Here is a 24,243-nt window from a genome sequence, read left to right as displayed (position 1 = left end):
ACTCCAAAATCAATTATTAGTGAAAAATGTCATCACTCAGCAATCAAGATTATCTCGACCGCTTCGGTAAAGTCGCCGTCCTGCTCGGCGGGCAGGCCGCGGAACGCGAGATCTCGCTCACCAGCGGCAACGCGGTCCTGGCCGGCCTGCGCGAGCGTGGCGTCGACGCCCATCCGCTGGACCCTGACATCACCGTGTTGGAACAGTTGCGCGCCGGCGGTTTCGACCGCGCCTTCATCATCCTGCATGGCCGCGGTGGCGAAGACGGTGTCATTCAAGGGGCACTGGAGACCATCGCGATGCCCTACACCGGTTCCGGCGTGCTCGGCTCCGCGCTGGGAATGGACAAATACCGCACCAAGCTCGCCTGGGCGGGTGCCGGTCTGCCCACGGCCGATTCGGTGTTGCTGCGCAATTCCGGGGACCTGGCCGCCGCAGCCGCCCTCGGCTTTCCGCTGATGGTCAAGCCCGCCCGCGAGGGGTCGAGTATCGGCATGGCCCGGGTCGAAGACCCCGCCGCCCTGGCCGTCGCCTGGGAAGTGGCGCGGGTGCATGATCCCCTGGTGATCGCTGAGCGCTGGATCGACGGTGCCGAATACACCTGTGCCATCCTCGGGCGTGAGGCGCTGCCCATTATCCGGCTGGAGACGCCCCACGCCTTCTATGACTACGACGCCAAATACCGTGCGGACAGTACACGCTATCGCTGCCCCTGCGGTCTGCCCGAGCGCGACGAGCAGCGTTTTCGCCAACTGGCCTTGGAGGCCTTCGACACCGTCGGTGCCGGCGGCTGGGGTCGGGTCGACTTCATGGTCGACGCCGCTGGAAAGCCCTATTTGCTGGAGATCAACACCGTCCCCGGCATGACTGACCATAGCCTGGTGCCCATGGCCGCGCGCGCGGCCGGCCTCGACTTCCCGACGCTGGTCCTGCGCATCCTGGAGACGAGCCTCGATCGTGGCTGAACCGACTCACCAGGCCCTGCCGTTGGAGACGGCCCCGCCAGCGGCACCGGCGCCGCTGCCCCGGCGTAGCCGCCTGCGCGCCTTGAGCGGGGTGCTGTTGCTGCTGGCGATGGCCGGGGGTGTCTGGGCCTTTGGCTATTGGGAACCGCGGCTCCTGCCGGTGCGGACCATCGAGGTTCAGGGCGAGTTGCACCATCACTCCTCCGAATTGTTACGCGACACCCTGATCCAACGCCTGCAAGGCGGCTTTCTCACCGCCGACCTCCGGGATCTGAAGCAGGCCGCCGAGGGGCTGCCGTGGGTCGGCGGCGCCAGCATTCGTCGCGTTTGGCCCGATCGGCTCCAGGTGCGTGTCATCGAGCATCGCCCGGTGGCACGCTGGAAGGGCGACGGACTGGTCACCGCCGAGGGCGTCATCTTTCGTCCCAGCGGCCCGGTGCCGGCCGGCCTGCCGTTGCTCGACGGTGACGAATCGCGCGCCCGGGAACTGGTCGAGCGCTATCTAAAATGGCGCGACACCCTGATGTTGGCCGGCCAGCTCATCGACACGCTCGCTGTCGACTCCCGCGGCGCCTGGCGCCTGGACCTGGTCTCCAATACCCGGGTGGAGCTCGGTACCGCCGACATCGAGCGGCGGCTGACGCGCTTCATCGGCGCGGCCTCTCAATTAGAGGCCGCTGGCCGGGCCAAGGTGGTGGATCTGCGCTACAACAACGGTTTTGCAGTCAAATGGGCCGGCAATGCGGAGCCGGACCCGGTGCCTCCCTCCCAGGCGCGCCCGGACCGCAAGGTCCGCCATCAGGGACCGGTGCCAAAGGGCGCGAAGCGGCGGGCCGGGGCTCAGACCGAGGCCCAAGGCCAGCGCACTCCGGCACGTCAGCGGGCCACGCGAGCGCACCCGCGCACCACGCCGGGCAGTGCCCCGACGCCGAAAGCGCGGGTTGCGGCGCACCCGAGCGCCACCCCGGCCAAGGCGCGGACCCGTCAAAAACCGCCGCCGTCAGGGGCCCCAGTCGACGCGCGAGGGCCGGCCCGCGCACTGACCCAGGCGCTCCCGGCACGCCATTAGGCAACCACGGCACGAGTCAACATACACACACGCGGTGAAAAACGGAATGGCACGACGCAACGACAAAAATCTGCTGGTGGGCCTGGACATCGGCACCTCCAAGATCGCCTGCCTGGTGGGTGAGCTGAAGGACGATGACCAGATCGAGATCATCGGTATCGGCACCCACCCCTCCCGCGGACTCAAGAAGGGTGTGGTGGTTGACATCGAATCCACCGTCCTGTCCATCCAGCGCGCCGTGGAGGAGGCCGAGCTGATGGCTGGGTGTGAGATCCACTCGGTCCACGCCGGCATCGCGGGCAGTCACATCCGCAGCCTCAACTCCAACGGCAGCACCCCGATCAAAGACCACGAGGTCAGTCAGGCCGACGTTGACCGGGTGCTCGACACCGCCCGCGCCGTCGCCATCCCGGCCGATCAGCAGGTGCTGCATATCCTGCCCCAGGAATACATCATCGATGGCCAGGAGGGGATCCGCGAGCCCATCGGCATGTGCGGGGTGCGTCTGGAGGCGCGTGTCCACATGGTCACCGGCGCGGTCAGCGCGGCCCAGAATATCTTGAAGTGCATCCGCCGCTGCGGCCTGGAGGTCGACGACCTGGTGCTGGAGCAGCTCAGTGCCGCTTATTCGGTACTGGGCGAGGATGAGAAGGAGTTGGGCGTCTGCCTGGTCGACATCGGCGGGGGTACCACGGACATGGCGGTGTTTACCGACGGGGCAATCCGCCATACCGCCGTGATTCCAATCGCCGGCGATCAGGTCACGAACGATATCGCGGTGGCCCTGCGCACCCCGACCCAGCACGCCGAGCAGATCAAGATCCGGCACGCCTGTGCGCTTACCCAGCTGGCCGGGGGCGGCGATACCATTGAGGTCCCGAGTATCGGCGACCGCCCGCCGCGGCGCCTGTCGCGCCAGACGCTCGCGGAGGTGGTGGAGCCGCGCTACGAGGAGCTGCTCACCCTGCTGCGCAACGAATTGCGGCGCAGCGGCTTCGAGGACGTGGTCGCTGGCGGCGTCGTACTCACCGGCGGCAGCGCCAAGATGCAGGGCCTGATCGAGCTGGCCGAGGAGGTCTTCCACATGCCGGTGCGTCTGGGGGTGCCGCAGTATGTGATTGGCATGGCCGAGGTGATGCGCAATCCCGTCTACGCCACCGGCGTGGGGCTCTTGATCTATGCCCGCCAACATCGCTTCGCCAAACGCCCCGAACTCAACGCCGGGGGCGGGGTCAAGGGGGTGCTGGCGCGGATGCGCAGTTGGTTCCAGGGCAATTTCTGAGCGGCACGCAGCTGCTCAAGGTTTTTGGGGCCGCGGCCTGCGGCCCCGGGGTGCTGGCCGTGGCGGTCGGTGCCAGTCGGGGGGGCGGTCCTGCCGGGGGTGGGGCCGAATGGGGTTTCAGGTTTTTATGCGACAAACAGATTGGGGAGATAGAGCGATGTTCGAAATGATGGATACCCATAACCAATCCGCCGTTATCAAGGTAATCGGCGTCGGCGGTGGGGGCGGCAACGCGGTCAATCACATGGTCGAGTCCTCCATTGAGGGGGTGGACTTCATCTGTGCCAATACCGACGCGCAGGCCCTCAAGGCGTCACGCGTGAAGACCATCTTGCAACTCGGCTCGGGGATCACCAAGGGGCTTGGCGCCGGGGCCAACCCGGCGGTGGGCAAGCAGGCGGCGCTGGAGGATCGGGAGCGCATCGCCGAGGCCTTGTCCGGTGCCGACATGGTCTTCATCACCGTCGGCATGGGTGGCGGTACCGGCACCGGTGCCGCCCCGGTGGTCGCCGAGGTCTCCAAGGAGCTGGGGATTCTCACGGTCGCGGTGGTGACCAAGCCGTTCCCCTTTGAGGGGAGTAAGCGGCGGCGCATTGCCGAGGACGGCATTGCCGAGTTGGCCAAGCATGTGGATTCGCTGATCACCATCCCGAACGAGAAGCTGTTGGCGGTGCTCGGCAAGGATATGACCCTGCTCGGGGCCTTCAAATCCGCCAATGACATCCTGTTGAATGCCACCCGCGGCATCGCCGAATTGATTACCAGCCCTGGCCTGATCAATGTCGACTTTGCCGACGTGAAGACCGTGATGTCGGATATGGGGGTCGCCATGATGGGCACCGGCGCCGCCGTCGGCCCGGATCGGGCGCGGGAGGCCGCGGAGGCTGCCATCCGCTGTCCCCTGTTGGAAGACATCGACCTCGCCGGGGCCAAGGGTATCCTGGTCAACATCACGGCGGGCAATAACCTGACCATCGGCGAGTTCGACGAGGTCGGCAACACGGTTCGCGACTTTGCCGACGATGACGCGATCATGGTGATCGGCACCGCCATCGATGCAGAACTGGAGGACGAGTTGCGGGTCACCGTCGTGGCCACCGGCCTGGGCGCCCGTCGGATTTCGGTACGGCCCAATCGCGAAGAGGCGCCGCACGTGCGCCTGGTCGCCGCGGACGGTGAGGAGACCGGTCCCGATTATGGCGAGATCGAGCGGCGCCCGGCGATTTACCGCAAGGCGGCGACTGCCGGCGGCAACACCGCCGAGGCGGTGGAGCACGATCTGGACTATTTGGACATCCCCGCCTTCCTGCGCCGCCAGGCGGATTGAGCAGGCGATTCATAGGATTGGCGATTGAGGTTTGCCGATGCGTGGGGCCAGGGACGGCCCCGCGGTTCGCGTGGGGAGGTATCGGTTCGCCAAGAATCCGAACCAGCACGCGGCACTAGGGAAATCCCTTTAGGTATATTGTAAGCAAAAACAAACGACTCTCGGTATGTTGCACAGAGCTCTTGATAAAGTTTCGGGAAAACCCTAAGCTACCCCTCAAGCCCGAAATCGTTCGGGCCGAGGCGCGGTCTTAGCCGCGGTGTCGATGGTCGGCGCCGGGGTAGATCGCCGCGGTAGGGGTAGGGGACTAGGGAGCCCGCACGATGGTCAAGCAACGTACACTAAAGAACGTGATCCGTGCCACCGGCGTCGGTTTGCATACCGGCGAGAAGGTGTACCTCACGCTGCGCCCGGCGGCCCCCGATACCGGCATCGTCTTCCGGCGGGTGGATTTGGAGCAACCGGTCGAGATCCGCGCATGCCCACATAACGTGGGAGATACCAGGCTCTCGACCACCCTGGTCAATGGTGACGTGCGGGTCTCCACGGTTGAGCACCTGCTGTCCGCCTTCGCCGGTCTCGGCATCGATAACGCCTATGTGGACGTGAGTGCCCCGGAGGTGCCGATCATGGATGGCAGTGCCGGTCCCTTCGTGTTCCTGATTCAGTCCGCCGGGGTGGAAGAGCAGAATCGTGCCAAGCGCTTTATCCGGATCAAACGCCCGGTTGAGGTGCGCGATGGCGACAAATACGCCCGCTTTGAGCCCTACGACGGGTTCAGCGTGGAGTTCACGATCGATTTCGACCATCCGGCCTTCCACGACCGCACCAAGCGGGCTACCATGGACTTTTCCACCTCATCCTTCGTCAAGGAGGTGAGCCGCGCCCGGACCTTCGGCTTTCTGCGCGACATTGAGGCACTGCGCCAACAGGGGCTCGCCCAAGGCGGCAGCCTGGACAACGCGGTGGTGGTGGACGAGTTCCGGGTGCTGAACGAGGAGGGGTTGCGCTATGAGGACGAGTTCGTCAAGCACAAGATATTGGACGCGATCGGCGATCTCTATCTTTTGGGCCATACCCTGATCGGCGCCTTCAAAGGTCATAAGTCCGGGCATGCACTCAACAATCAGCTGTTGCGTGCCCTCATGGCCGAACAGACGGCCTGGGAGGAGGCGGTGTTCGAGGATGCCAGGCCGGGCCCCATCAGCTATGCGCAGCCCCTGTCGTTTGCTTGAGCGCACCGCTGAACCAGCCGTTTGCCTAGCAGGCTGTCGGACTTAGTGATGCAACCGATTGACTGCAAAGAGTTTCATCTTTTGCGCCAAAAAGTCGTTTTCCTGTTTAATCAATCGGTTACGCCATCAAGTCCGACAGGCTGCTAGGCGAACGGCTCGCCCAGGTCCCGCTCGCGGCGCCTGGCCGCCAGGCGGCGGAAGACCTCCGCAATCCCTGCGTCGGCCGTATACTGCGCCGCTGCCAGCAGATGTTCGCTCGCGGCAGGTGTCAATGGGTCCAGGCGCCGCGGCGTTTGACGGCGCGTGCCGAGATCCTGCGGGCGGGCGCGCAGTTTGACCGCCACGACCCCGGCGTCTGCCAGACCCCGGGCCAGGTCCGGGGCCGCATAGCGCAGTCGGGTCGCCCAGGCCGCCGAGTCCACCGTGACCGTCAGTTGACCGTCAGTGGCACTCGCCTGGATGCAATGGGGCCGTGCCGCGGGGGCCAGCAGTTCGCGAACCCGGGTCAGCAGACCATCCTCGCGTTGTTGTAATTCTAGGCAGTGCGCCACCGCGGGGCTGGCCATGAGAAGATCCCGCACATGAGCGGCCCGTGTGTGACTGGCCCGTTGTCTTGCCATAATTTGCGAGGTATTACCTTTGCCTGTAGAAAAAACAAACCGAGATCAAGCGCTCGGCGTACCTGATGAATCGCCTTGGCCGGCCGTCCGTAGTATAAACCAGACTCACAGTCGTCCTACTCACAGCCAGAGGTTATCAATGTACCACCTCGATCGTAGAAAGACCGTTCGCGGGCAGGCCGTTGTGGCATTTTCCGCGGTGTTCTCCTGTGCCGTCGCCGGGGCTGGGATCGGATTCTGGGTTGGTAAGCAGGCCGGTGTTGCCCAAACCAACGCATCGAACCCGATCCAGGGCCACGGCATGACGCAAAACCTTGCGACCATACCAGCGACGTCAGACCCTGCGCAGATCGAGGCCATCACCGCCAGTCTCGGTGATATGCAGGCGGAGCTGATGCGGGTCAATGCCCTGGGTGAGCGTGTCGCCGGCATGGCCGGGCTCGATCGGCAAGAGTTCGATTTCCGCAATCCCCCGCCTCAGGGTGGGCCCGAGGGTGGTCCGGCCCAAGACTACACCATCAGGGAGATCGCGAGCGAGTTGGGAAGCATGGTCAGCCTGCTCAAGGATCGCAAGCGTAAGCTGGAGATCCTTGAAGAGGCGATCCCAGGGAGGGAGCTCACTGCCAAATCCGTGCCCTCGGGTTGGCCGATTCGCACGGGATACATTAGCTCTAACTATGGGATGCGAGTGCATCCGATCCGGCATCGGGCCATCTTCCATCAAGGCGTCGACTTTGCCGCACCCTCGGGCAGTCCGGTGGTGGCGGTGGCCGATGGCGTGGTGGCCTTCAGCGGACGCCGCCATGGCTATGGCAATCTGATCGAGATCCGCCATGCCAACGGCTATAGTACCCGTTACGGCCATAACTCCTCGAACGCGGTCCATGAAGGGGAGCAAGTCCGCAAAGGCCAGGTGATTGGCGCGGTCGGGTCGACCGGGAGTGCCACCGGACCCCATGTCCACTTCGAGGTCCTGAAGGACGGCGAGCACGAGAACCCAATGCAGTTCACTGGCTCCCAGGCCCCGGGCGCGCTGTTCGCCGGTGGCCATTCCAGCGACCCGGGCAACCCCGGCTGATCGGGCCAAGCGCCGACCTCGCAGAGGTCGGCACTCGGTGGCCGTCAGCGGTGCTATCGAGGGCGCTGACACGCGCAGTGTCGAGGCTTCATTCCCAAGCGGAGCTTAAGGGAAAATAAGCAGTAAGGAAGGACGCCGATATGAGTCTCCCGACATCCCTGCTGACACAACTTGAAGGGCTCGATGCGCAGCAACTGCGCCGGCTCTTGGTCGAGCATCTGACTCGGCAGAAACTGGGCCTCTATTGGGAAGCGAATGCGATCGAGCGCGATGCGGCGCTCAATGCCAACCTGGTCTTTCCGCGCCTCGTGCCGGAGTGGTCGCGCTGGGCCGATGGCGCCGCGTCTTGCTCCAATCTGATTATCGAGGGCGACAATTTCGACGCGCTGCGTCTGTTGCTGGCCACCCACCGTGGCCGTATTCGCGTCATCTATATCGACCCCCCATACAATACCGGCAACAAAGACTGGGTCTACAACGACCGCTATGTGGGCGCCAACGACCGTTGGCGCCATTCCCAATGGCTGGAGTTCCTCTATCGTCGGCTGACGTTGGCGCGCGACCTGCTCGCACCCGATGGTGTCATCATGGTGTCGATCAACGATGAGAACCGCGCGCGCCTCGAATTGTTGATGGACGAAGTCCTGCCAGGGCGGCGGCTGGGTAGCCTGGTTTGGCGCACCAAAGACACTGGCAACGACCTATCCTACCGCTTCAGCCATGTGCATGAGCATGTGCTGGTCTATGCCAACCCCGGCTTCAAGTTCAACGGTCGGCAAACCGACCGCGGCAAGTTCCGCAATCCGGACCAGGACCCGCGCGGTGAATGGTCCCCGCAACCGCTGACGAAGGCCCATACCTTTATTGAGCGCGAAAACACCTACTATCCGATCCGGGACCCGGGGACTGGTTATTGGTATCCGTGCGACCCGAATCGCGTTTGGGCTTATGCGTCGGAAACGGAAATCATGCAGCGTTTCAACGGCGATGAAGACGCCAGCGCTGCCGCCCGACGGTCGCTGCGCAGTGACACGATCGAACAACTGATCGCCAAGTCGTTGATCTACTTTCCACCGTGCCGGCCAGAAGACGTGATGTGCTATGCCAGTCGCGAGGCATTGCTCGATGCCATTCGCGCCGGTCAAGGCCCGATGCTGCCGAAGAAAAAAACGCCCCTACTGCGTGAAGACCTGCCCGATCTCGACTTCTGGATCGGCAAACCGATCGCACCGGGGCGGCCATCGCGCAAAGAGCATTGGAGAGCCAGGCCGCAAGAGGATCGCTTGGCCCCGCTATGCAGTTGGATCGCGGGCATGAATGAAACCTTGCCGACGAGCGACGAAGACGATGCCGCCCAGTTGGAAATGCTGCGCAGTACACGTGGTGGCGTAGCGACCGAGGAGGTCAAGGCCATCCTTGGCAGCAAGGCATTTTCCTATCCTAAGCCATTGTCTCTGGTCAAAGGGTTGCTGCAGCAGGCCACGCGCCCCGGCGACCTGGTCCTCGATTTTTTCGCTGGCAGCGGTACCACTGGCCATGCGGTGTTGGAGTTGAATGCCGACGACGGCGGCGATCGGCGTTTCATCCTGTGCTCCAGTACCGAGGCCACCGCCAAGGAACCGGCTAAGAACCTATGCCGCGATGTCTGTGCCGAACGCCTGCGCCGGGTGCTACAGGGCTATGGCGGCAAGGCCGGGCTGGGCGGCGCCTTTGCCTATCTGCAACTCGACCGCATCGAGCTGGCGGATGTCGCGGGCGACGCCACCGCCGCCCATGCCGCGCAATTGCTGGCATTGCGCGAGCTCGGTGGGGCGATTCGCGCCGATGCCATCGACCCTCAGGTGTGCCAGATCGCCGGCGACGCCCGACTCGCGGTGCTGCTCTGCGCCACGGTCGATGACGCTGTCATCGCCAGGTTGGCCGCCTGGCCGGCCGAGCGCCTGGCGATCTATTCTGCGCGTCCCGATACGGTGCGCCAGTTGCTTGAGGAGCGCGGCATCCAGGTCAACAGCTATAGCCTGCTGGATGCGCTGCTGCGCGGGCAGACCACCTTGCGGACGCAGTAAATGACCAGCCTACCTGCACCCTCGATGAACGTATTGCTGACCACCGGTCAGGGCCGCACGCTGCAACCGGAAGAGTTTCAGTCCAGGTTGATCGCCGGTCTCACGCGCGCACTGCTGCGCGCTACCCGCCCGCCCTGTCTGCTGCGTGCGCCCACCGGTTCGGGCAAGACCTTCATGCTGGCGCGGGTGCTCGGCAATGTCAGCGCCGATAGCGAAATACTTTGATTCTGGTTCGTCCCTTTCGTCAACCTGGTGGCGCAAACGCTGGAGGCCCTGGTGACCAATGCGGTCGATCTGTCGCCGCAACTGCTGATCCATGGACGCAATCAGGAGCCGGCCGCGGGCCAGGTGACCATTTCCACCGTCCAGGCGGTGGCCAAGGCGCAGTGGCGTAACCGCGGCTATGATGCCGATAGCGACGATGACACCCGCACGTTGGCCGAGCTGGTGGCGCGCGCCCGCGCTAAGGGGCTGCGCATCGGGATGGTGGTCGATGAGGCGCACATTGCACTGGATAAGGCCACCGAGTTCGGCAAGTTCGCACAATGGCTGGCGCCGGATTATCTGACGATGGCGACCGCCACGCCTAGGGATCAGCGGCTACTCGATTTCCTCGCCAGCGCCGGCAAATCCGATTTTGAATCATTCACCGTCAGCCGCGACGATGTGGTGAAGGCGCGGCTGAACAAGAAATATATCGAGGCGGTGGTCTATGACCTGCGCCAGAGTGCGCAGGGCATTGCGGATCTCAAGCGCACCGTGCTGCGTCAGGCCTGGCAGCGGAACCAGCGATTGAAGGGCGAACTCGCGGCTGCCGGTATCGCACTGACACCGCTGCTGCTGGTCCAGGTGGCCAATGGCGATAAGGCGGTGGAAGAGGCCGAACATGATCTGATCCATCTCTGCAAGGTGCCGATCGGCGCGATCGGCAAGCATTCGGCCGATGCGCCGGACCCGGTGCTGATGGCGGCGATTGCCAATGATCCGAGTAAGGAGGTGCTGATCTTCAAGCAGTCGGCCGGTACTGGCTTCGACGCACCGCGCGCCTTCGTGTTGAGTTTCCGCTGCCAGGCAACGACGAACGACAGCCGGTCGAAGGTTCGCCGACGGTGTCGCCCCGCGGTGCCGGCGATCCCATCCAAGGCGATCTGTTTGCCGGCCAAGGCTCCGCGGCTGGCGACGACCTCGATACGGTGCTGCTCCCGCCGGCGAAAGGAGTGGCGAAGCGTCGGGCTGCCGATGCGCCGGCCAGTCGCAGTGAGCTGACATCGCTATTGCACGAACATGGCCTGCGGCTGTATCCGCGCAGCACCACGGCGATCAATCTGCCGCCCGCGCTCAAATGCGAACGACGACCGGAACTGCTCGGCATGGATGAGATTTCCCGTGGCGTGGCTGCGCGGCTGGAGATTTCGCCAAGACTCAGCGCCGATGCGATCAAGGTGGCGAAAAACCGCCTGCGCGAGATCGAACGCCATACCGAACTGACCACGCGGGCGAGCCGCGACGAAGAGGTACCGATCGTCACCGATCGCAATGCCCTGGCACGGGAGGCATTGCAGGCGCTGCGCACGCTGCCGCAGGTCGAGGATGCGGACCTGTTGGTGATCCTCGAGGTCCTCGCCATGCGCATGGTCCCGGCGCTGGAAGCGGTATTCGACGCGTTGGATGAGGCCCAGCGGCCAGATGAAAGCAGCCGGAAAAAACTGGCACGCGACTGCGCGCACTGGATTGCGAAACAGCGTACCGATACCCTGGCCGAGGCGATTCATGCCGCCATCGCGGAGAAGGCGGAAACGCTGGATGCAGGCCCTTTACCCGATGCGATGTTGTTCCCGGATGCCCTACCGCTGCGCAGCTCGCGCCATAATATCTATGGCTGCTTTCCGCCCAGCAGCGATGAACTGGCCGAGGTGGAGCAAACCCTGCTGCTGGATGACCGGGCGTGGTTGGCGGAGCACCGTTGGGCGCTGGCCGGCGCGGGTTTTTTGACTGGCCGATACGACGCCAGCAGCGTGCTCAACGGCGAAGAACGCGCCTTTGCGCAGGCGCTTGATCGCAGTCCCTTCGTGGCCTGGTGGCATCGTAATCCGGATCGCAAGAGCTATTCGGTTCGATTGGTGCGCGGTGAGCATCGTAATTTTTTCCATCCGGACTTTGTTGTCTGCCTGGAGCATTTTCCGGGCGATCGGCCGCTGATCCGCCTGATCGAAACCAAGGAGAACGTCAAGGATGCCGCGCGCAAGGCGAGGCATGTCCCGAGCTATTATGGCAAGGTGTTGTTTCTGACCAAGGATCAGCAGCGGCTGCGATGGGTCAGGGATGACGGGAGTTTGGGCTCCGAGGTCGATCTGGACGATCTGGGCGAGCTACGGGAATGGTTGCGCGCCAGCCGGCCGCAGGTCGGTTGATATCCGCCTTCGGCGCACCTTGGTGGGATGCATCGCCGGATTGGAGCGCGCTCCCGGCCCGACTTTCACCGTAAAGCCTCGTCCTCCAATTCGGCGTCGATCATAATCCCGGCCAGCGGCGTGCGTAGTCAGGGCTTCCAGCCCTGACGGTGTCAGGCCAAGATGGCCTGACTACGCACTCGGCGAGCCCAAGTGGCCGGAATCTTGATCAAGGCCTCCAATTCGCAAGCCCCGCGTAGGTCGGAAGCTATAGCCGATTCAGCGTATCGAGCGCATCAAGCAACTCCCCCGGTTCGGCGTCGTCGAGTCGGGCTAGCAGGTCGTGGGTTTGTGCCTCCAGTTCGCCCAGGTCGGTGTCGAGGATGATTTCCTTCACGGCAAGCAGGGCGCCCGGCTGGATGCTGAAGTGACGCAGCCCTAGCGCGAGCAGGAGCCGGGTGAAGCGCGGGTCCCCGGCCATTTCGCCGCACATGGCGACCGGGGTGGCGAGTGCATGACCGGCCTCGATGGTCATCTGTATCAGGCGCAGGATGGCGGGGTGGGTCGGGTCGAACAGATAGCTCACGGCCTCGTCGAGCCGGTCGATGGCGAGGCTGTATTGGATCAGGTCGTTGGTGCCGATGGAGAGAAAGTCCAGGCGTCGGGTCAGCGAGCGGGCGGCCAGTGCCGCGGCTGGTACTTCGACCATGGCCCCGACCGGCAGCGCGGGGTCGAAGGCCAGGCCCTCGCGGGTCAGCTCCTCCTTGAGTTGGGCGAGGAGGGCGAGGACCGCCTCGATCTCCTGGATGTTGGTGACCATGGGCAGCATGACCCGCACCGGCCCCAGGGCGCTGGCGCGCAGGATCGCCCGCAATTGGGGGCGGAACAGTCCAGGCTCTTTGAGGCACAGGCGGATGCCGCGCAGTCCCAGGGCCGGATTGCTGGCCCCCGTCCCCAGGTCCCCCAGGGCCTCGCTGCGCTTGTCCAGGCCGAGATCCAGGGTGCGGATGGTCAGCGGCAGGCCCGCCAGTGCCGTCACAATGGTGGCGTAGGTGGCCAGGTGTTCCTCCTCGTCCGGGAGGTCGTCCCGGTTCATATAGAGGAACTCGGTGCGGTACAGCCCGACGCCGGCCGCGCCGTTGAGGCGCGCGCTCGCGGCGTCTTCCGGCAACTCCAGGTTGGCCAGCAGGCCGATTGCGGTGCCGTCGCGGGTCGCCGTCGGGCGGTCCACCAGGGTGTGCAGGTGTTGCCGGCGCGCCTCGATCGCGTCGAGGCGTTCGCGATAATAGTCCAGGGTCGCGGCGTCCGGGTCCGCCAGTACGGTGCCAGTCTCGCCATCGACGATGAGGGGTTCGCCCTGACGCACATAGCGGGTAATGTTATGCACCCCGACCACTGCCGGGACGCCCAGGCTGCGCGCCAGGATGGCGGTGTGCGACACCGGGCCGCCATACTCGGTGACGAAGGCGGCGGCGCCCCGATGGCGCAGCACGATGGCGTCGGCCGGCATCAGGTCGCGGGCCACCACCACGCACCCCGCCAGGTCGCGGGCGTCGGGGTCGAACTGCAACTGGGCGCCCTGCAGGAAGCTCATGATCTGGTGGACGACGTGCTCCACGTCATCGCGGCGGGTGCGCAGATAGGGGTCATCCATCGCGTCGAAGACGCGCACCAGGGTGTCGCGCTGCATCTGCAACGCCCACTCGGCGCAGTAGAGTTGATCACGGATGATCTTGCGCACCTCGTCCACCAGGGCCACGTCCTCCAGCATCAGGAGATGGGCGTCGATGAATTCGGCGATATTGAGCGGGGTCGCGCGTGGGACCTGGGCGCGCACCAGCTTGAGCGCCCGCCGGGCCGCGGCCACGGCCTGATTGAGCCGGTTGAGCTCGCCCCCGACCTGGTCGGGGTGGATCGGGGTCGGGGTGGCGCTGGAGAGCCCGTGACCGGTCAGGTAGGCGGGGCCGATGGCGACCGACTGGCTCGCCGCCACCCCGATACCCTGGAATGCGATGGTCATTCGTCCTCCCCGAAGCGGTTGCTGATCAGTGCCGTGATCGCTGCCGCCGCGTCCTCCTCGTCCTCCCCGGTGGCGTCTACCACGATCCAGGTCCCGCGACTCGCGGCGAGCATCATGATGCCCATGATGCTCTTGGCGTTCACCCGCTGGCCGCGCCGCTCGACCTCGATCAGGCTGGCGAAGCGGGTCGCGCAGTTGACCAATTTGGCCGCCGCGCGGGCGTGTAGCCCGAGTTTGTTGACGATTTGGATTTCCAGATGAACCATTAGTCTTATTCCTGCCCGTCCGGTCCGGGACACTGTCGCACGCCCTCGCGGCCCCCCGCCAGGGCCTTGTCGGCCAGGGCTTCGAGGTCCAGCCCGGCATAATTGAGCGCGCGCAGCAGCATGGGTAGGTTGACCCCAGCCAGGACCCGGCGCCGGGGGTGGTTCGCGCACAGTGAGATGGCCAGATTGGCCGGGGTCGCGCCATAGATGTCGGTGAGGACCAAGAGCCCGTCACCCGTATCGAGCCGCTCGGCGAGCCGTTGTGCCTCGGCCAGCACCTGCTCGCCGGAGGCGTCGTTCTCCACCTCCAGCGACCCGGTGCGGGTGGGGCAGGTGCCAAAGATCTCGGTTGCGACCCGCAACAGGTCGCTACCCAGGGGGCGGTGGGTGATCAGCAGTAGCCCGACGCTCATGGCAGTTCCCGGTGCCGGACCATCACCTTATGGCCCATCTGCTCGAAGTGCTCGCGCAGGGCCTCCACCAGATAGACCGAGCGGTGCTGGCCGCCGGTGCAGCCGACTGCGATGGTGAGATAGAAGCGGCCATCGGTCTCGAACAGCGGCACCCAGCGGTCGAAATAGGCGGCGATGTCCGCGCGCATGGCGATGACGTCAGGGCTCGCCTCCAGGAACTCGATCACCGCTGCGTCGCGTCCGGTCAGTGGCTTGAGCGCCGGTTGCCAGTGGGGGTTGGGCAGGCAGCGCACGTCGAACAGGAAGTCGACGTCCTGTGGCACGCCATGCTTGAAGCCGAAGGACTGGAGCAGGATCGAGGCCTTGGGCGAGGCATCGCCGGCCAGGCGTACCCGCACCAGGTCCCGCAGTTCATGGACATTGGTGAGCGTGCTGTCGATCAGGATGTCCGCGACCTGGCGAATCGGCTCAAGCAATTGGCGCTCCAGCGCGATTGCCTCGGCGAGCGAGCGCTCCTGGCGGGTCAGCGGGTGGCGGCGGCGGGTCTCGCTGAAGCGGCGGATCAGGGTGTCGGTGTGGGCGTCGAGGAAGACCACCTGGCAATGCACGCCGCGCGCCTGAGCGGCGGCAATCAGGTCGGGCAGATTTTTCAGCTCTTCGGGGTTGCTGCGGGCGTCCACCCCCACGGCGGTGTTGCTGAAGACCTCATCCACCGCATCCTTGAGCCCCAAGGCCAGGTCTTTGAGTAGAAAGAGCGGCAGGTTGTCGATGCTGTAGAACCCTAGGTCTTCCAGGGTGTGCAGTGCGACGCTCTTGCCCGAACCGGAGAGTCCGCTGACGATAACCAGTCGCATAGTAAAGTCTCATGGTGAGGTCCGCGGGTAGATAGACATGGTCGGCGCGGGGTTTCAGCGATTGTTCGGTCCCGCGGGCGGGCCCTTCGGTGGGTCCGGGCGGTCGTTGCTCAGTGCGCGCGCCTGGCGGTCGATGAAGTCCACCCCCGCATCATAGCCCCGTATCCGCAGGATTTGGTGGCGTACCGCCGCCTCGACAATGATGGAGAGGTTGCGCCCTGGGGCCACCGGCATGGTGATCCGTGGTACGGCCACCCCTAAGATGGTGCTGGCGGACAGGCTGCCGGCGAGTCGGTCGATGCGGTCCAGCTGGGTCAGGTCAAGCGGCTTCAAGTCTATTATTAGATTTAATGTCTTGCGGCGGAGCACTGCCCCCTCCCCGAACATGGCGCGGATATTGAGGATGCCTAAGCCCCGCACCTCCAAGAAGTCGAGCAGTGCATCCGGGCAGCTCCCCTCCAGTTTTTCCGGGGCGACGCGGGCGAACTGGGGCGCGTCATCGGCGATCAGGCGGTGTCCGCGACTGATCAGGTCGAGCGCCAATTCGCTCTTGCCGACCGCCGGGTCCCCGGCCAGCAGGACCCCCATCCCCAAGACCTCGATAAAGACCCCGTGGATGGTCTTGCGTTCCGCCAGGGCATGGGTCAGGTAGTAGCGCAGTTGATTGATCAGTTCGTCGTCGCAAACGGGGGAACCGATCAAGGGGGTATCGGTGCGTTCGGCCCAGTCCCAAAAGGCCGCCGCCGGCTCGATGCCGTCGGAGAAGATCACCGCCGTGGGACGATCGGTGAAGAGTTTCTTGATCGTTTCCGCGAAGGCGGTAGCACCCAGCCCTGCCAGGTAGGCCACTTCGGCGCGGCCGATGACCTGGAGTCGATTCGGGTGGATACAGTTGAGCGACCCGACCAGGGCCTGGCCCGCGAGGATCGGGTCGTCCATGCGCACGGGCCGCCGGTCGCTGGGTTCAGGGGTTAGCCAGCGCAGGCGGGTGCGGTGCCCGGTCTGCCGGATCAGGGACTGGAGGCTATCGGCCATGGTGGGTCCGTCTGCTGCGGTGTCGCGCGCTAGGCGACGCCAAAGAGGTTCAGGATCGCCGCGGCGTTATCCGCCTGGCGCAGCCGCCGCCGCAGCTCGGGGTCGTTGAAGCGGCCAGCCAATTCGGCCAAGAGTTGCAGGTGTTCCTCGGTGGCGGTTTCGGGTACCAGCAGCGCAAAGGCCAAGTCGACCGGCTCGCCGTCGGCCGCATCATAATCCACCCCCTGCGTGAGTGAGACGAACGCCCCCAGGGATTGGGGTATGGCTTTGATACGGGCATGGGGCAGGGCGATCCCGTGCCCGAGTCCGGTGCTGCCCAGCCGCTCGCGTTCCAAGAGCCGCTCAAAGACCGCGTCCGGCTCCAGCCCTGGATGGTCGGTGGCCAGGAGGCGTGCCAGCGTCTCAAGCAGACGCTTCTTGCTCGCGATCTCAAGGCCGCGGGCGATGCGGCCCGCATTGATGAAGTCGGGGGGTAACATCGGCTACCGCTCCCGGCCATGGGGGCGACACCGGGCCGCCGGGCTGGCGCAACGACCTGAGTCGCGAAAGTGGGTGCGGGTCATGTCGGCTGATTCCTCTTGGTCGTGCAGGCCGCACGCGCTCGTCACTGTGGGCAGCGATCGTTGGCGGCGATCGCCCGGGGTGACAACCAAGGACACCGCGAACGGCTCAGTCCGCGGTGTCGATCCGGTTGTGACCCCAGCCGTTGGCGGGTTCGCGCCTATTCGGGCTCGCTGGTGCTCTTGGCGATGCCGGCCGCCGTCGGACGGTGGCTGGACTTCTTCTCCTTGTGGCGCAGAATCTGTCGGTCAAGCTTGTCGATCAGGGTGTCGATGGCGGCATACATGTCCTCATGCACCGAGTCGGCAAACAGTTTGTTGCCGTTCACGTTCATCGTCGCCTCGGCCTTCTTGGACAACTTTTCCACGCTCAGTATGACGTGGGCGTTGATGACGTGGTCGAAATGGCGAGCGAGTCGCTCGAACTTGGTATCGACGTACGCCTTGAGGGCTTCGGTCACGTCGATATGGTGACCCGTCAGGTTGATTTGCATAGTTCGGTCTGCTCCTGTGGTTTCAAACCGCCTGTCAAGCCAGGCGTTTGCGTTCGTTCGAGGGTGGGATACCCATCGCCTCGCGGTATTTCGCGACCGTGCGTCGCGCAACATTGATGCCCTGATCGGCCAGTTCCTCGGCGATCCGGCTGTCACTCAATGGTGTACGGGTCGGCTCGCCGGCGATCATCCGGCGGATCAGGGCGCGGATGGCCGTGGATGAACACTCGCCCCCGGCCGCCGTGTTCACATGGGACGAGAAAAAAAACTTGAACTCGAAGGTCCCCCGTGGGGTATGCATGTATTTCTGCGTGGTGACCCGCGACACGGTGGACTCATGCAGGTCGAGTGCCTCTGAAATATCGCGCAGAATTAGTGGTTTCATCGCCTCTTCCCCGCGTTCGAGGAAGTCCTGTTGCAGTTCCACGATCTTGGCCGCAACCCGCAGGACAGTATCGTTTCGGCTAACCAAGCTCTTGATAAACCAGCGTGCTTCTTGCAGGTGGCTCTTCAATGCGATGCTGTCCGCACTCTGGTCGCTGCGCCGGATCAGCCGCGCATAGTCGGCGTTCACTCGCAGTTTAGGCGTTGTTTCGGGATTCAGCTCCACCTGCCAGACGCCGGCGGTGCGCCGCACGAAGATATCGGGCACAACGTACTCCGCGGGGGTGTCTGCGATCAAGGTCCCGGGCCTGGGATTGAGGTGTTGGATGACCGCCAGGGCGGTGCGGATGGCCTCCTCGGGCTGGGCCAGCAGGCGCACCAGGGCCGCCACGTCCTTACGCGGCAGGTGCTCGAAGCCCTGCTCGCAGATCGCGATGGCCAGGTCCCGTTGTGGGGCGGTTGCCAACTCCGGCAACTGGCGCAGTTGCAGCAACAGGCATTCGCGCAGGTCGCGTGCGCCCACCCCCGCGGGGTCGAAGGACTGGACCCGGTGGATGACGGCGGTGACCTCCTCGGGTGTGAGGTGTGGGTCGTCCAGCGTGGTTACCAGGTCCTCGCAGTTGGTGCGCAGATAGCCGTCGCCGTCGATGGCGTCGATCACCACCAGGGCGATGGCCTCGTCCCGCGCGCTGAGACGGGCCAGATTGAGCTGCCAGATCAGGTGGTCGTGGAGGGTCTCCGGGCGGCTGCGCTGCGCGAAGGGGTCGAAATCCGCGTCGTCGCCGCCCTGGCCGCCACTCGGTAGCGTGTTCTCGTAGACGTCGTCCCACTGGGTGTCCACCGGCAGCTCGTCCGGCATCTCACTGGACTCGCCCTGGACCTCTCGCTCGATCGTCTGCTCCTGGAGCGTGGCGGTCGGCTCGGGCGTGGCGTCCTGCACCAGCCGGGTGTCGGCCGCGTCGGCGGCCTGGAAGCGATCGGCCTCGTCGCCCTCCTCGAGCATGAAATTGCTATCCAGCACCTCTTGGATCTCCTGTTGGAGTTCCAGGCTGGAGAGTTGCAGCAGCTTGATGGCCTGCTGCAGCTGGGGCGTCATCGAGAGATGCTGGCCGAGTCGAAGCTGGATGGACTGCTTCATTGAGGGGGCTGCGCCTGGTGTGGATCGGTCGGGGCTAGCAAATTGAGTGCCTGATTTGATTCTAGCCTATCCGGGCGCCGTGGCGGAATGGATTCGGGCCCAACACCGTGCATGCGTCTCACATCGAGAAGTCGGTGCCGAGGTAGACCTCGCGCACCTGCTGGTCGGCGAGCAGCTCGGCCGGGGTGCCGGCGGCGATCACTGTCCCGCCGCTGATGATATAGCCGCGGTCACAGATGTCGAGGGTCTCACGCACGTTATGGTCGGTAATCAGGACGCCGATGTTACGCTCGCGCAGGTGCGAGACGATGGCCTTGATGTCGCCGACCGCGATCGGGTCGACCCCGGCGAAGGGTTCATCGAGCAACATCACCACCGGGTCGACGGCCAGCGCCCGGGCGATCTCCAGGCGGCGGCGCTCGCCGCCGGACAAGTTCAACGCCTGGGACGCCGCGACATGGGCGATCCCCAGTTCTTGGAGCAGTTGTTCGCAGCGCTCGCGTTGTTGGTCGGGATCGAGATCGCGGCGGGTCTCCAGGATCGCCCGGATGTTGTCGCGCGCCGAGAGTTTGCGGAACACCGACGCCTCCTGCGCCAGATAGCTCAAGCCCGCCCGCGCCCGGGCGTGCATCGGCAATTGCGTGAGGTCGCGGCCGTTGAGTTCGATCCGACCATGATCGCTCGGGATCAGCCCGACGATAAGATAAAAGCAGGTGGTCTTGCCGGCGCCGTTCGGCCCGAGCAGCCCGACCACCTCGCCGGCGTTGACCTCCACGCTCACGTCCCGCAGCACCTCGCGGCTGCGGTAGCGCTTGCGCAGATGGGTGGCGCGCAGTGTGCTCATGGGCCCTTCTTGGTCGCTGGCGGGGGCGTCTTGGGGGGCGCTGGCGCCGCGGCCTTCGGTTGGCCGTTCTTCTGTTCCCCTGGTGTGAACACGATCTTCGCCCGGCTGGTGCCGCCGGCTTGCATCCGGTTGTTGGCCCGATCCCAGACGATGCGCTCGCTGGCCACCCGGTCGGTGCCTTGAATCACTAAGGCCTCACCGGTCAACACCAGTTCGTCCCGGTCGGCGTCGTAATCCATGCGCTTGGCAAAGGCCAGCATCTCCTCGTGCTTGTCGCCGTCCATCAATTGCTGGTACGAAGCCGGCTCGCCGCGGGCGATGATGTACTTGATGCTGTGGTCTTTACGGTGGTGGACCGTCACCTGATTGGCCAACAGGCGCGTGGTCCCCTGGTCCACCTGGACCTGACCCAAATAGAGGCTGGTGCCCTGCGCCTCGTCGACCTCGACCTTGTCGGCCTCGATCAGCATGGGTTGTTGGCTGTCGCTTTGCAGCGCCGCGGCGCCCAGCGCGGTCAGGCCCAGCGCCAAGCCGAGCCCCAGATTCAGGCCGAGTTCGACCAGCAAGGTTAGGGCGGCGGTCGTCGGCCGGGCGCTCATCGGGTGGTCTCCGGGGAATGCCCCGCCGCCGGTGGCGTTGGGGCGATCAAGATGTGGGCCCGCCCGGGAAATTCGGCCCGGGACGGGTGGGCATACCACAGGCGCATGCCGGGGGCGGTGAGCCAATCGCGGTCGCTCGTGAGGCGCACCGGCTGGTCGCCCTGGGCATATTCACGTTTGGGCCAGACGCGCATTTCGCTGCTGGTGAGCCGGAAGGAGCGGGACGTGGCGGTGCCGACCCGGTCCACCTTGACGTGCTCGAGCAGATGTATCTCCTCGTTGTGGTTCAACAAGAACCCCAGTTGCGCGCTGATCTCCCAGGGCGGGCCGCCGTCGCGGTCGAACAGGGTCAGTCGCGGCAGGTCGAGTTCGCCCAGGTCCTCCTCGACATACTCGCGCAGTTGCCGCGCGGCCAGGCGCCGCGCCGGCCGTCCGGTGGCGTCGGTCTCGACGGCGGTGAAGTCCGAGACGATGTATTTGGGGGTGCGCTCACGTACCCGCTGGGCCGGTTGCTCGATCATGTTATGCAGCACCCACCAGGTCAGGGTTGCCAGCACCGCGAAGAGGATCGCCAGCCGGCCCTGTCGTGTCGTCCACACGGTTCGTCACCTCGCTGCTCATCCTCGGGGACCTGCTCGGGAGCCGGGTCTACAAGTAGCGGTCGATCATGGGGTCCAGGGTACACTGGGCCGCCATGATCAACTCGCACAGTTCCCGGGCCGCGCCCCGGCCGCCGGGGGCGGCGGTACACCAATGGGCGTGCCGACGCACCACCGGGTGGGCGTCCGCCACGGCGATCGCCAGGCCCACGCGGCGCATGATCGGCAGATCGATGACATCGTCGCCCAGGTAGGCGATGTCCGCATCCGTCAGTCCCAGGGTCTGTTTCAGTTCCTCGTAGGCCGGCAGCTTCTCGCGCTGCCCCTGGTAAACATGGGCGACCCCCAGGTCCTGCATCCGCGTCTGCACGGCCTCCGAGCGGCGCCCTGAGATGACCGCCAGCGGTACGCCGGTCTCCTGCAACATCACCATGCCGTGACCGTCGCGTGCATTGAATACCTTGAATTCCTGCCCGTGATCGCCGAGATAGAGGCGTCCGTCGGTCAACACCCCGTCAACGTCGAAGATGACCAGGCGCACCCGGGCGGCGCGTTCGAGAATGTCTTGCATCAGCCGTTAACCTTAAGTCCGGTGTCTAACATGGCGCGTGTGGCGCATCCGTTATACCACCCCGGAGCGTAGCAGATCGTGCATATTCAAGGCACCGATCGGCCGGCCCTCGGTGTCGATCACCAATAACCCGTTGATCGAGCGCGACTCCATCAGCCCCAAGGCCTCGGCCGCCAGCATCTGCGGGGCGACGGTGATCCCGGCGCGGGTCATCACCGTGTCGATTGCGGTGTGGTGGACATCGACCCCGTGGTCGAGTGCGCGGCGCAGGTCGCCGTCGGTGAAGACCCCGACGAGCCGCCCCTGCCCATCGACCACCGCACTCATCCCCAGCCCCTTGTGCGACATCTCCTCCAGGGTCGCCATCAGCGTGCTGCCCAGGGGGACCTGCGGTATCCGGTCGCCGCGGTGCATGATATCCCCGACGTGCAGCAGCAGGCGTCGGCCCAGGGCGCCCGCCGGATGCGAGCGGGCAAAGTCCGCGGCGGTGAAGCCGCGGCTCTCCAGCAGCGCGATCGCCAGGGCGTCGCCCATAACCAGTGTGGCCGTGGTGCTGGAGGTCGGCGCCAGACCGAGCGGACAGGCCTCGCGCGCGACGCTAACGTCCAGGTTGATGTCGGCCTCCCGGGCCAGGGTCGAGTCGGGGCGCCCGGTCATGGTAATCAAGGGCACGCCCAGGCGCTTGATGATCGGCAGGATGGTCAGCAACTCCGCCGTCTCCCCGGAGTTGGACAGGGCCAGGACCGCGTCCCTGGGGGTGATCATCCCCAGGTCGCCGTGGCTCGCCTCCCCGGGGTGGACGAAAAAGGCCGGGCTGCCGGTGCTGGCCAAGGTGGCGGCAATCTTGCCGCCGATGTGCCCGGACTTGCCCATGCCCAGCACCACGATGCGCCCTTCACACGCCAGCAGGTATCGGCACGCCTCCACGAAGGCGGCATCGATGCGCTCGCTCAAGGCGGCGACGGCCGCGGCCTCGGTCGCGATCACGGCGCGGCCCAGGTCACGGATGCGCGTCTCCTGGCCGGCGGCCAGAGCGTGCTTGCGGGTGCCGAGTCGGCGGGGTTCGGTCATCTGAAAATTCTCGCTCGACGGGGTGGTCGGTGGGCGCCAGCTTAGGCCCGGCGCAACCTTACACCAAGAGCCGGGTGAAATCTTGCTTGGACGTGGTGGCTGACCCGGCGTGCCGGCGCGATCATCAGCCCCGGTGCGCCAATTGTGCCCTCGTCACCGGGGCGGCAGGCCCTCTACTTAGCCGGTGGCGATCTCAATGGCGGCGCTTGGATCGATCGATATGGAAGCTTTTCGAGGGATCGACGCCATCGTAGACCGAGAAGCGCGAGAACATGACCTCCATCGAGCCGTCCAGTGCGCCGAGCGCGCAGAGCCCCATATCCAAATCGCGGAAATAAAAGACCATGCCCAACCGGTTGCCCAACGCGAAGGCGCCATGGGCAAGCGCGAAATCCTTGAGCCATAGCGCGGCCATCATCTGTGCCGGACCCGCGGACTGGATCGCCAACCGCTCTTGCAGGATTCCGAGTACCCCCCGAAACCGCTGTTCGATGGTTTTGTCCTTCAGCGGCTTGCCTTTCGCCCGGAAGGCCGGATCCGGCACCAGGTCGTCGAGAAAATAATTCATGATGACTGAAAAATCCTCGGCATTGACGAGCAGGGTCTTCAGTTGCTCGATCTTGTCCGCTAGACGGGTTGGCATGGTCATCAATAGGGTCTCCGGAGACGACAGGGACGGTATAGGCGGTCTCATTCGAGAAGGGAAATGGGGGACGTACCGCGGGAACACCCTTTGGAAAATCTTGGGAAATTAGTGGAACCATTGAGGCAGACCAGGGGTTTTCGGTTGCCCAAGATACCACGGCGCTAATCGGGGACGGCGGTCATCGGGGACCGACCACGAAGCGTCGGAAAGACGCTCTATCCCAACGCCGGACCCGAGGCCTTCCGAGTGCTCGCCGCGAGTTTGGCGCCTTGGCGTGAGCAACTGCCGGATTGAGGATGAATCGCCGCCGCCCGCACCGCTGCGCGACCGGGTAGGGTCCGCTGTGCGGACCGAAGCCCCGCGCGAACCCAACCGGCGAAGGTCCGCGCAGCGGACCCTAGTGTGCCCGGCATGGGCAGGTACTTGTTACCTGAAAGGAGGTAACCGCATCGAGTGACAAGAAGCGTAGCGAAACCCAAGGTGGAAGCCGCGAGGCCAGGCTGAAAGAAGGGCTACGCGGCGACACGACCGTAGGAACACGAACAGGCAGCGAGGCCGGGTGCGGGCGATGAGCGTGCTAGCAGCCTGTCGGACTTAGCCACCGTCACCACCGCCTGAGGCCGTTGGATGGCTTTTTTTGGCAAAAAAAGAGGCGATTTTCGGCTAAAAACGCAGTTTTCCTCGGTTATCCCCTTACTGCGGACGTAATACGGCCAT

The 24,243-nt window shown here is 65.0% G+C and carries 25 protein-coding genes; 10 read left to right on the top strand and 15 right to left on the bottom strand.

Going from position 1 to position 24,243, the window contains the following annotated elements:
* The first annotated feature begins 26 nt into the window (after positions 1–26).
* The 5 genes from QZX93_RS07385 (at position 27) to lpxC (ending at position 5,878) form a co-directional block, all read left to right on the top strand.
* Positions 27–965, top strand: a complete 939-nt coding sequence (locus QZX93_RS07385) for a D-alanine--D-alanine ligase (RefSeq protein WP_295385259.1) — start codon at positions 27–29, stop codon at positions 963–965.
* Entirely contained in the window at positions 958–2,034 is a 1,077-nt protein-coding gene (locus QZX93_RS07380; RefSeq protein WP_295385256.1) for a cell division protein FtsQ/DivIB, read from the top strand. Before QZX93_RS07385 ends, QZX93_RS07380 begins: the two co-directional genes overlap by 8 nt.
* A gap of 46 nt (positions 2,035–2,080) precedes the next feature.
* Positions 2,081–3,316, top strand: coding sequence for a cell division protein FtsA (gene ftsA, locus QZX93_RS07375; RefSeq protein ID WP_295385254.1), 1,236 nt, complete (start codon positions 2,081–2,083; stop codon positions 3,314–3,316).
* 157 nt (positions 3,317–3,473) lie between these two features.
* Positions 3,474–4,643 (top strand): cell division protein FtsZ, encoded by a 1,170-nt coding sequence (gene ftsZ / locus QZX93_RS07370; RefSeq protein WP_295385252.1) that lies wholly within the window; start codon positions 3,474–3,476, stop codon positions 4,641–4,643.
* 323 nt (positions 4,644–4,966) lie between these two features.
* Complete coding sequence (lpxC, locus tag QZX93_RS07365; RefSeq protein WP_295385250.1) at positions 4,967–5,878, top strand: UDP-3-O-acyl-N-acetylglucosamine deacetylase; 912 nt, start codon at positions 4,967–4,969, stop codon at positions 5,876–5,878.
* A gap of 143 nt (positions 5,879–6,021) precedes the next feature.
* Here lpxC and QZX93_RS07360 read toward each other — a convergent pair whose 3' ends face one another.
* Positions 6,022–6,444 carry a DciA family protein gene (locus QZX93_RS07360; protein WP_295385248.1) on the bottom strand — a complete coding sequence of 141 codons (423 nt, stop codon included), beginning with the start codon at positions 6,442–6,444 and terminating at the stop codon, positions 6,022–6,024.
* Positions 6,445–6,637: 193 nt separating this feature from the next.
* Between QZX93_RS07360 and QZX93_RS07355 the strand changes: the two genes are divergently transcribed.
* From QZX93_RS07355 to QZX93_RS07335, 5 genes are all read left to right on the top strand, one after another.
* Positions 6,638–7,576, top strand: a complete 939-nt coding sequence (locus tag QZX93_RS07355) for a M23 family metallopeptidase (protein ID WP_295385246.1) — start codon at positions 6,638–6,640, stop codon at positions 7,574–7,576.
* A gap of 140 nt (positions 7,577–7,716) precedes the next feature.
* On the top strand, positions 7,717–9,642 hold the full coding sequence (locus QZX93_RS07350; protein ID WP_295385244.1) for a site-specific DNA-methyltransferase: 1,926 nt from the start codon (positions 7,717–7,719) through the stop codon (positions 9,640–9,642).
* A complete protein-coding gene (locus QZX93_RS07345) occupies positions 9,643–9,867 on the top strand; it encodes a hypothetical protein (protein ID WP_295385242.1) in 225 nt (74 codons plus the stop codon). It abuts the gene before it with no gap.
* Between the two features lie 27 nt (positions 9,868–9,894).
* Complete coding sequence (locus QZX93_RS07340; protein WP_295385240.1) at positions 9,895–10,908, top strand: hypothetical protein; 1,014 nt, start codon at positions 9,895–9,897, stop codon at positions 10,906–10,908.
* Positions 10,909–10,916: 8 nt separating this feature from the next.
* Positions 10,917–12,053, top strand: a complete 1,137-nt coding sequence (locus tag QZX93_RS07335; RefSeq protein WP_295385238.1) for a hypothetical protein — start codon at positions 10,917–10,919, stop codon at positions 12,051–12,053.
* Positions 12,054–12,300: 247 nt separating this feature from the next.
* On the opposite strand, the gene ptsP is transcribed toward QZX93_RS07335, so the two are convergent.
* The 14 genes from ptsP to QZX93_RS07265 form a co-directional block, all read right to left on the bottom strand.
* Entirely contained in the window at positions 12,301–14,052 is a 1,752-nt protein-coding gene (gene ptsP, locus QZX93_RS07330; RefSeq protein WP_295385236.1) for a phosphoenolpyruvate--protein phosphotransferase, read from the bottom strand.
* On the bottom strand, positions 14,049–14,318 hold the full coding sequence (locus QZX93_RS07325; RefSeq protein WP_295385234.1) for an HPr family phosphocarrier protein: 270 nt from the start codon (positions 14,316–14,318) through the stop codon (positions 14,049–14,051). The genes ptsP and QZX93_RS07325 overlap by 4 nt, the downstream gene beginning before the upstream one ends.
* 5 nt (positions 14,319–14,323) lie before the next feature.
* Complete coding sequence (locus QZX93_RS07320) at positions 14,324–14,731, bottom strand: PTS fructose transporter subunit IIA (protein ID WP_295385232.1); 408 nt, start codon at positions 14,729–14,731, stop codon at positions 14,324–14,326.
* On the bottom strand, positions 14,728–15,585 hold the full coding sequence (gene rapZ / locus QZX93_RS07315) for an RNase adapter RapZ (protein WP_295385230.1): 858 nt from the start codon (positions 15,583–15,585) through the stop codon (positions 14,728–14,730). Before rapZ ends, QZX93_RS07320 begins: the two co-directional genes overlap by 4 nt.
* Before the next feature lie 54 nt (positions 15,586–15,639).
* On the bottom strand, positions 15,640–16,620 hold the full coding sequence (hprK, locus tag QZX93_RS07310; RefSeq protein WP_295385228.1) for an HPr(Ser) kinase/phosphatase: 981 nt from the start codon (positions 16,618–16,620) through the stop codon (positions 15,640–15,642).
* A 29-nt stretch (positions 16,621–16,649) separates the two neighbouring features.
* A complete protein-coding gene (locus QZX93_RS07305) occupies positions 16,650–17,099 on the bottom strand; it encodes a PTS sugar transporter subunit IIA (protein WP_295385226.1) in 450 nt (149 codons plus the stop codon).
* A 242-nt stretch (positions 17,100–17,341) separates the two neighbouring features.
* Positions 17,342–17,674, bottom strand: a complete 333-nt coding sequence (gene raiA, locus QZX93_RS07300) for a ribosome-associated translation inhibitor RaiA (RefSeq protein WP_295385224.1) — start codon at positions 17,672–17,674, stop codon at positions 17,342–17,344.
* A gap of 34 nt (positions 17,675–17,708) precedes the next feature.
* Positions 17,709–19,196, bottom strand: a complete 1,488-nt coding sequence (locus QZX93_RS07295) for an RNA polymerase factor sigma-54 (protein WP_295385222.1) — start codon at positions 19,194–19,196, stop codon at positions 17,709–17,711.
* A 118-nt stretch (positions 19,197–19,314) separates the two neighbouring features.
* Complete coding sequence (gene lptB / locus QZX93_RS07290; protein ID WP_295385220.1) at positions 19,315–20,040, bottom strand: LPS export ABC transporter ATP-binding protein; 726 nt, start codon at positions 20,038–20,040, stop codon at positions 19,315–19,317.
* Positions 20,037–20,639, bottom strand: a complete 603-nt coding sequence (gene lptA / locus QZX93_RS07285) for a lipopolysaccharide transport periplasmic protein LptA (RefSeq protein ID WP_295385218.1) — start codon at positions 20,637–20,639, stop codon at positions 20,037–20,039. Before lptA ends, lptB begins: the two co-directional genes overlap by 4 nt.
* Positions 20,636–21,238 (bottom strand): LPS export ABC transporter periplasmic protein LptC, encoded by a 603-nt coding sequence (lptC, locus tag QZX93_RS07280; RefSeq protein WP_295385216.1) that lies wholly within the window; start codon positions 21,236–21,238, stop codon positions 20,636–20,638. Before lptC ends, lptA begins: the two co-directional genes overlap by 4 nt.
* A gap of 49 nt (positions 21,239–21,287) precedes the next feature.
* A complete protein-coding gene (gene kdsC / locus QZX93_RS07275; RefSeq protein ID WP_295385214.1) occupies positions 21,288–21,809 on the bottom strand; it encodes a 3-deoxy-manno-octulosonate-8-phosphatase KdsC in 522 nt (173 codons plus the stop codon).
* A gap of 51 nt (positions 21,810–21,860) precedes the next feature.
* A complete protein-coding gene (locus tag QZX93_RS07270) occupies positions 21,861–22,880 on the bottom strand; it encodes a KpsF/GutQ family sugar-phosphate isomerase (protein ID WP_295385212.1) in 1,020 nt (339 codons plus the stop codon).
* Between the two features lie 193 nt (positions 22,881–23,073).
* Positions 23,074–23,529 (bottom strand): hypothetical protein, encoded by a 456-nt coding sequence (locus QZX93_RS07265; RefSeq protein WP_295385210.1) that lies wholly within the window; start codon positions 23,527–23,529, stop codon positions 23,074–23,076.
* Between the last annotated feature and the right edge of the window lie 714 nt (positions 23,530–24,243).

It is taken from the genome of uncultured Thiodictyon sp. (genome assembly GCF_903946935.1).
In the GTDB taxonomy this organism is placed as follows: Bacteria; Pseudomonadota; Gammaproteobacteria; order Chromatiales; family Chromatiaceae; genus Thiodictyon.
The sequence above is the reverse complement of the archived record's forward strand: the minus strand, read 5'-3'. Positions and strand labels throughout refer to the sequence as shown.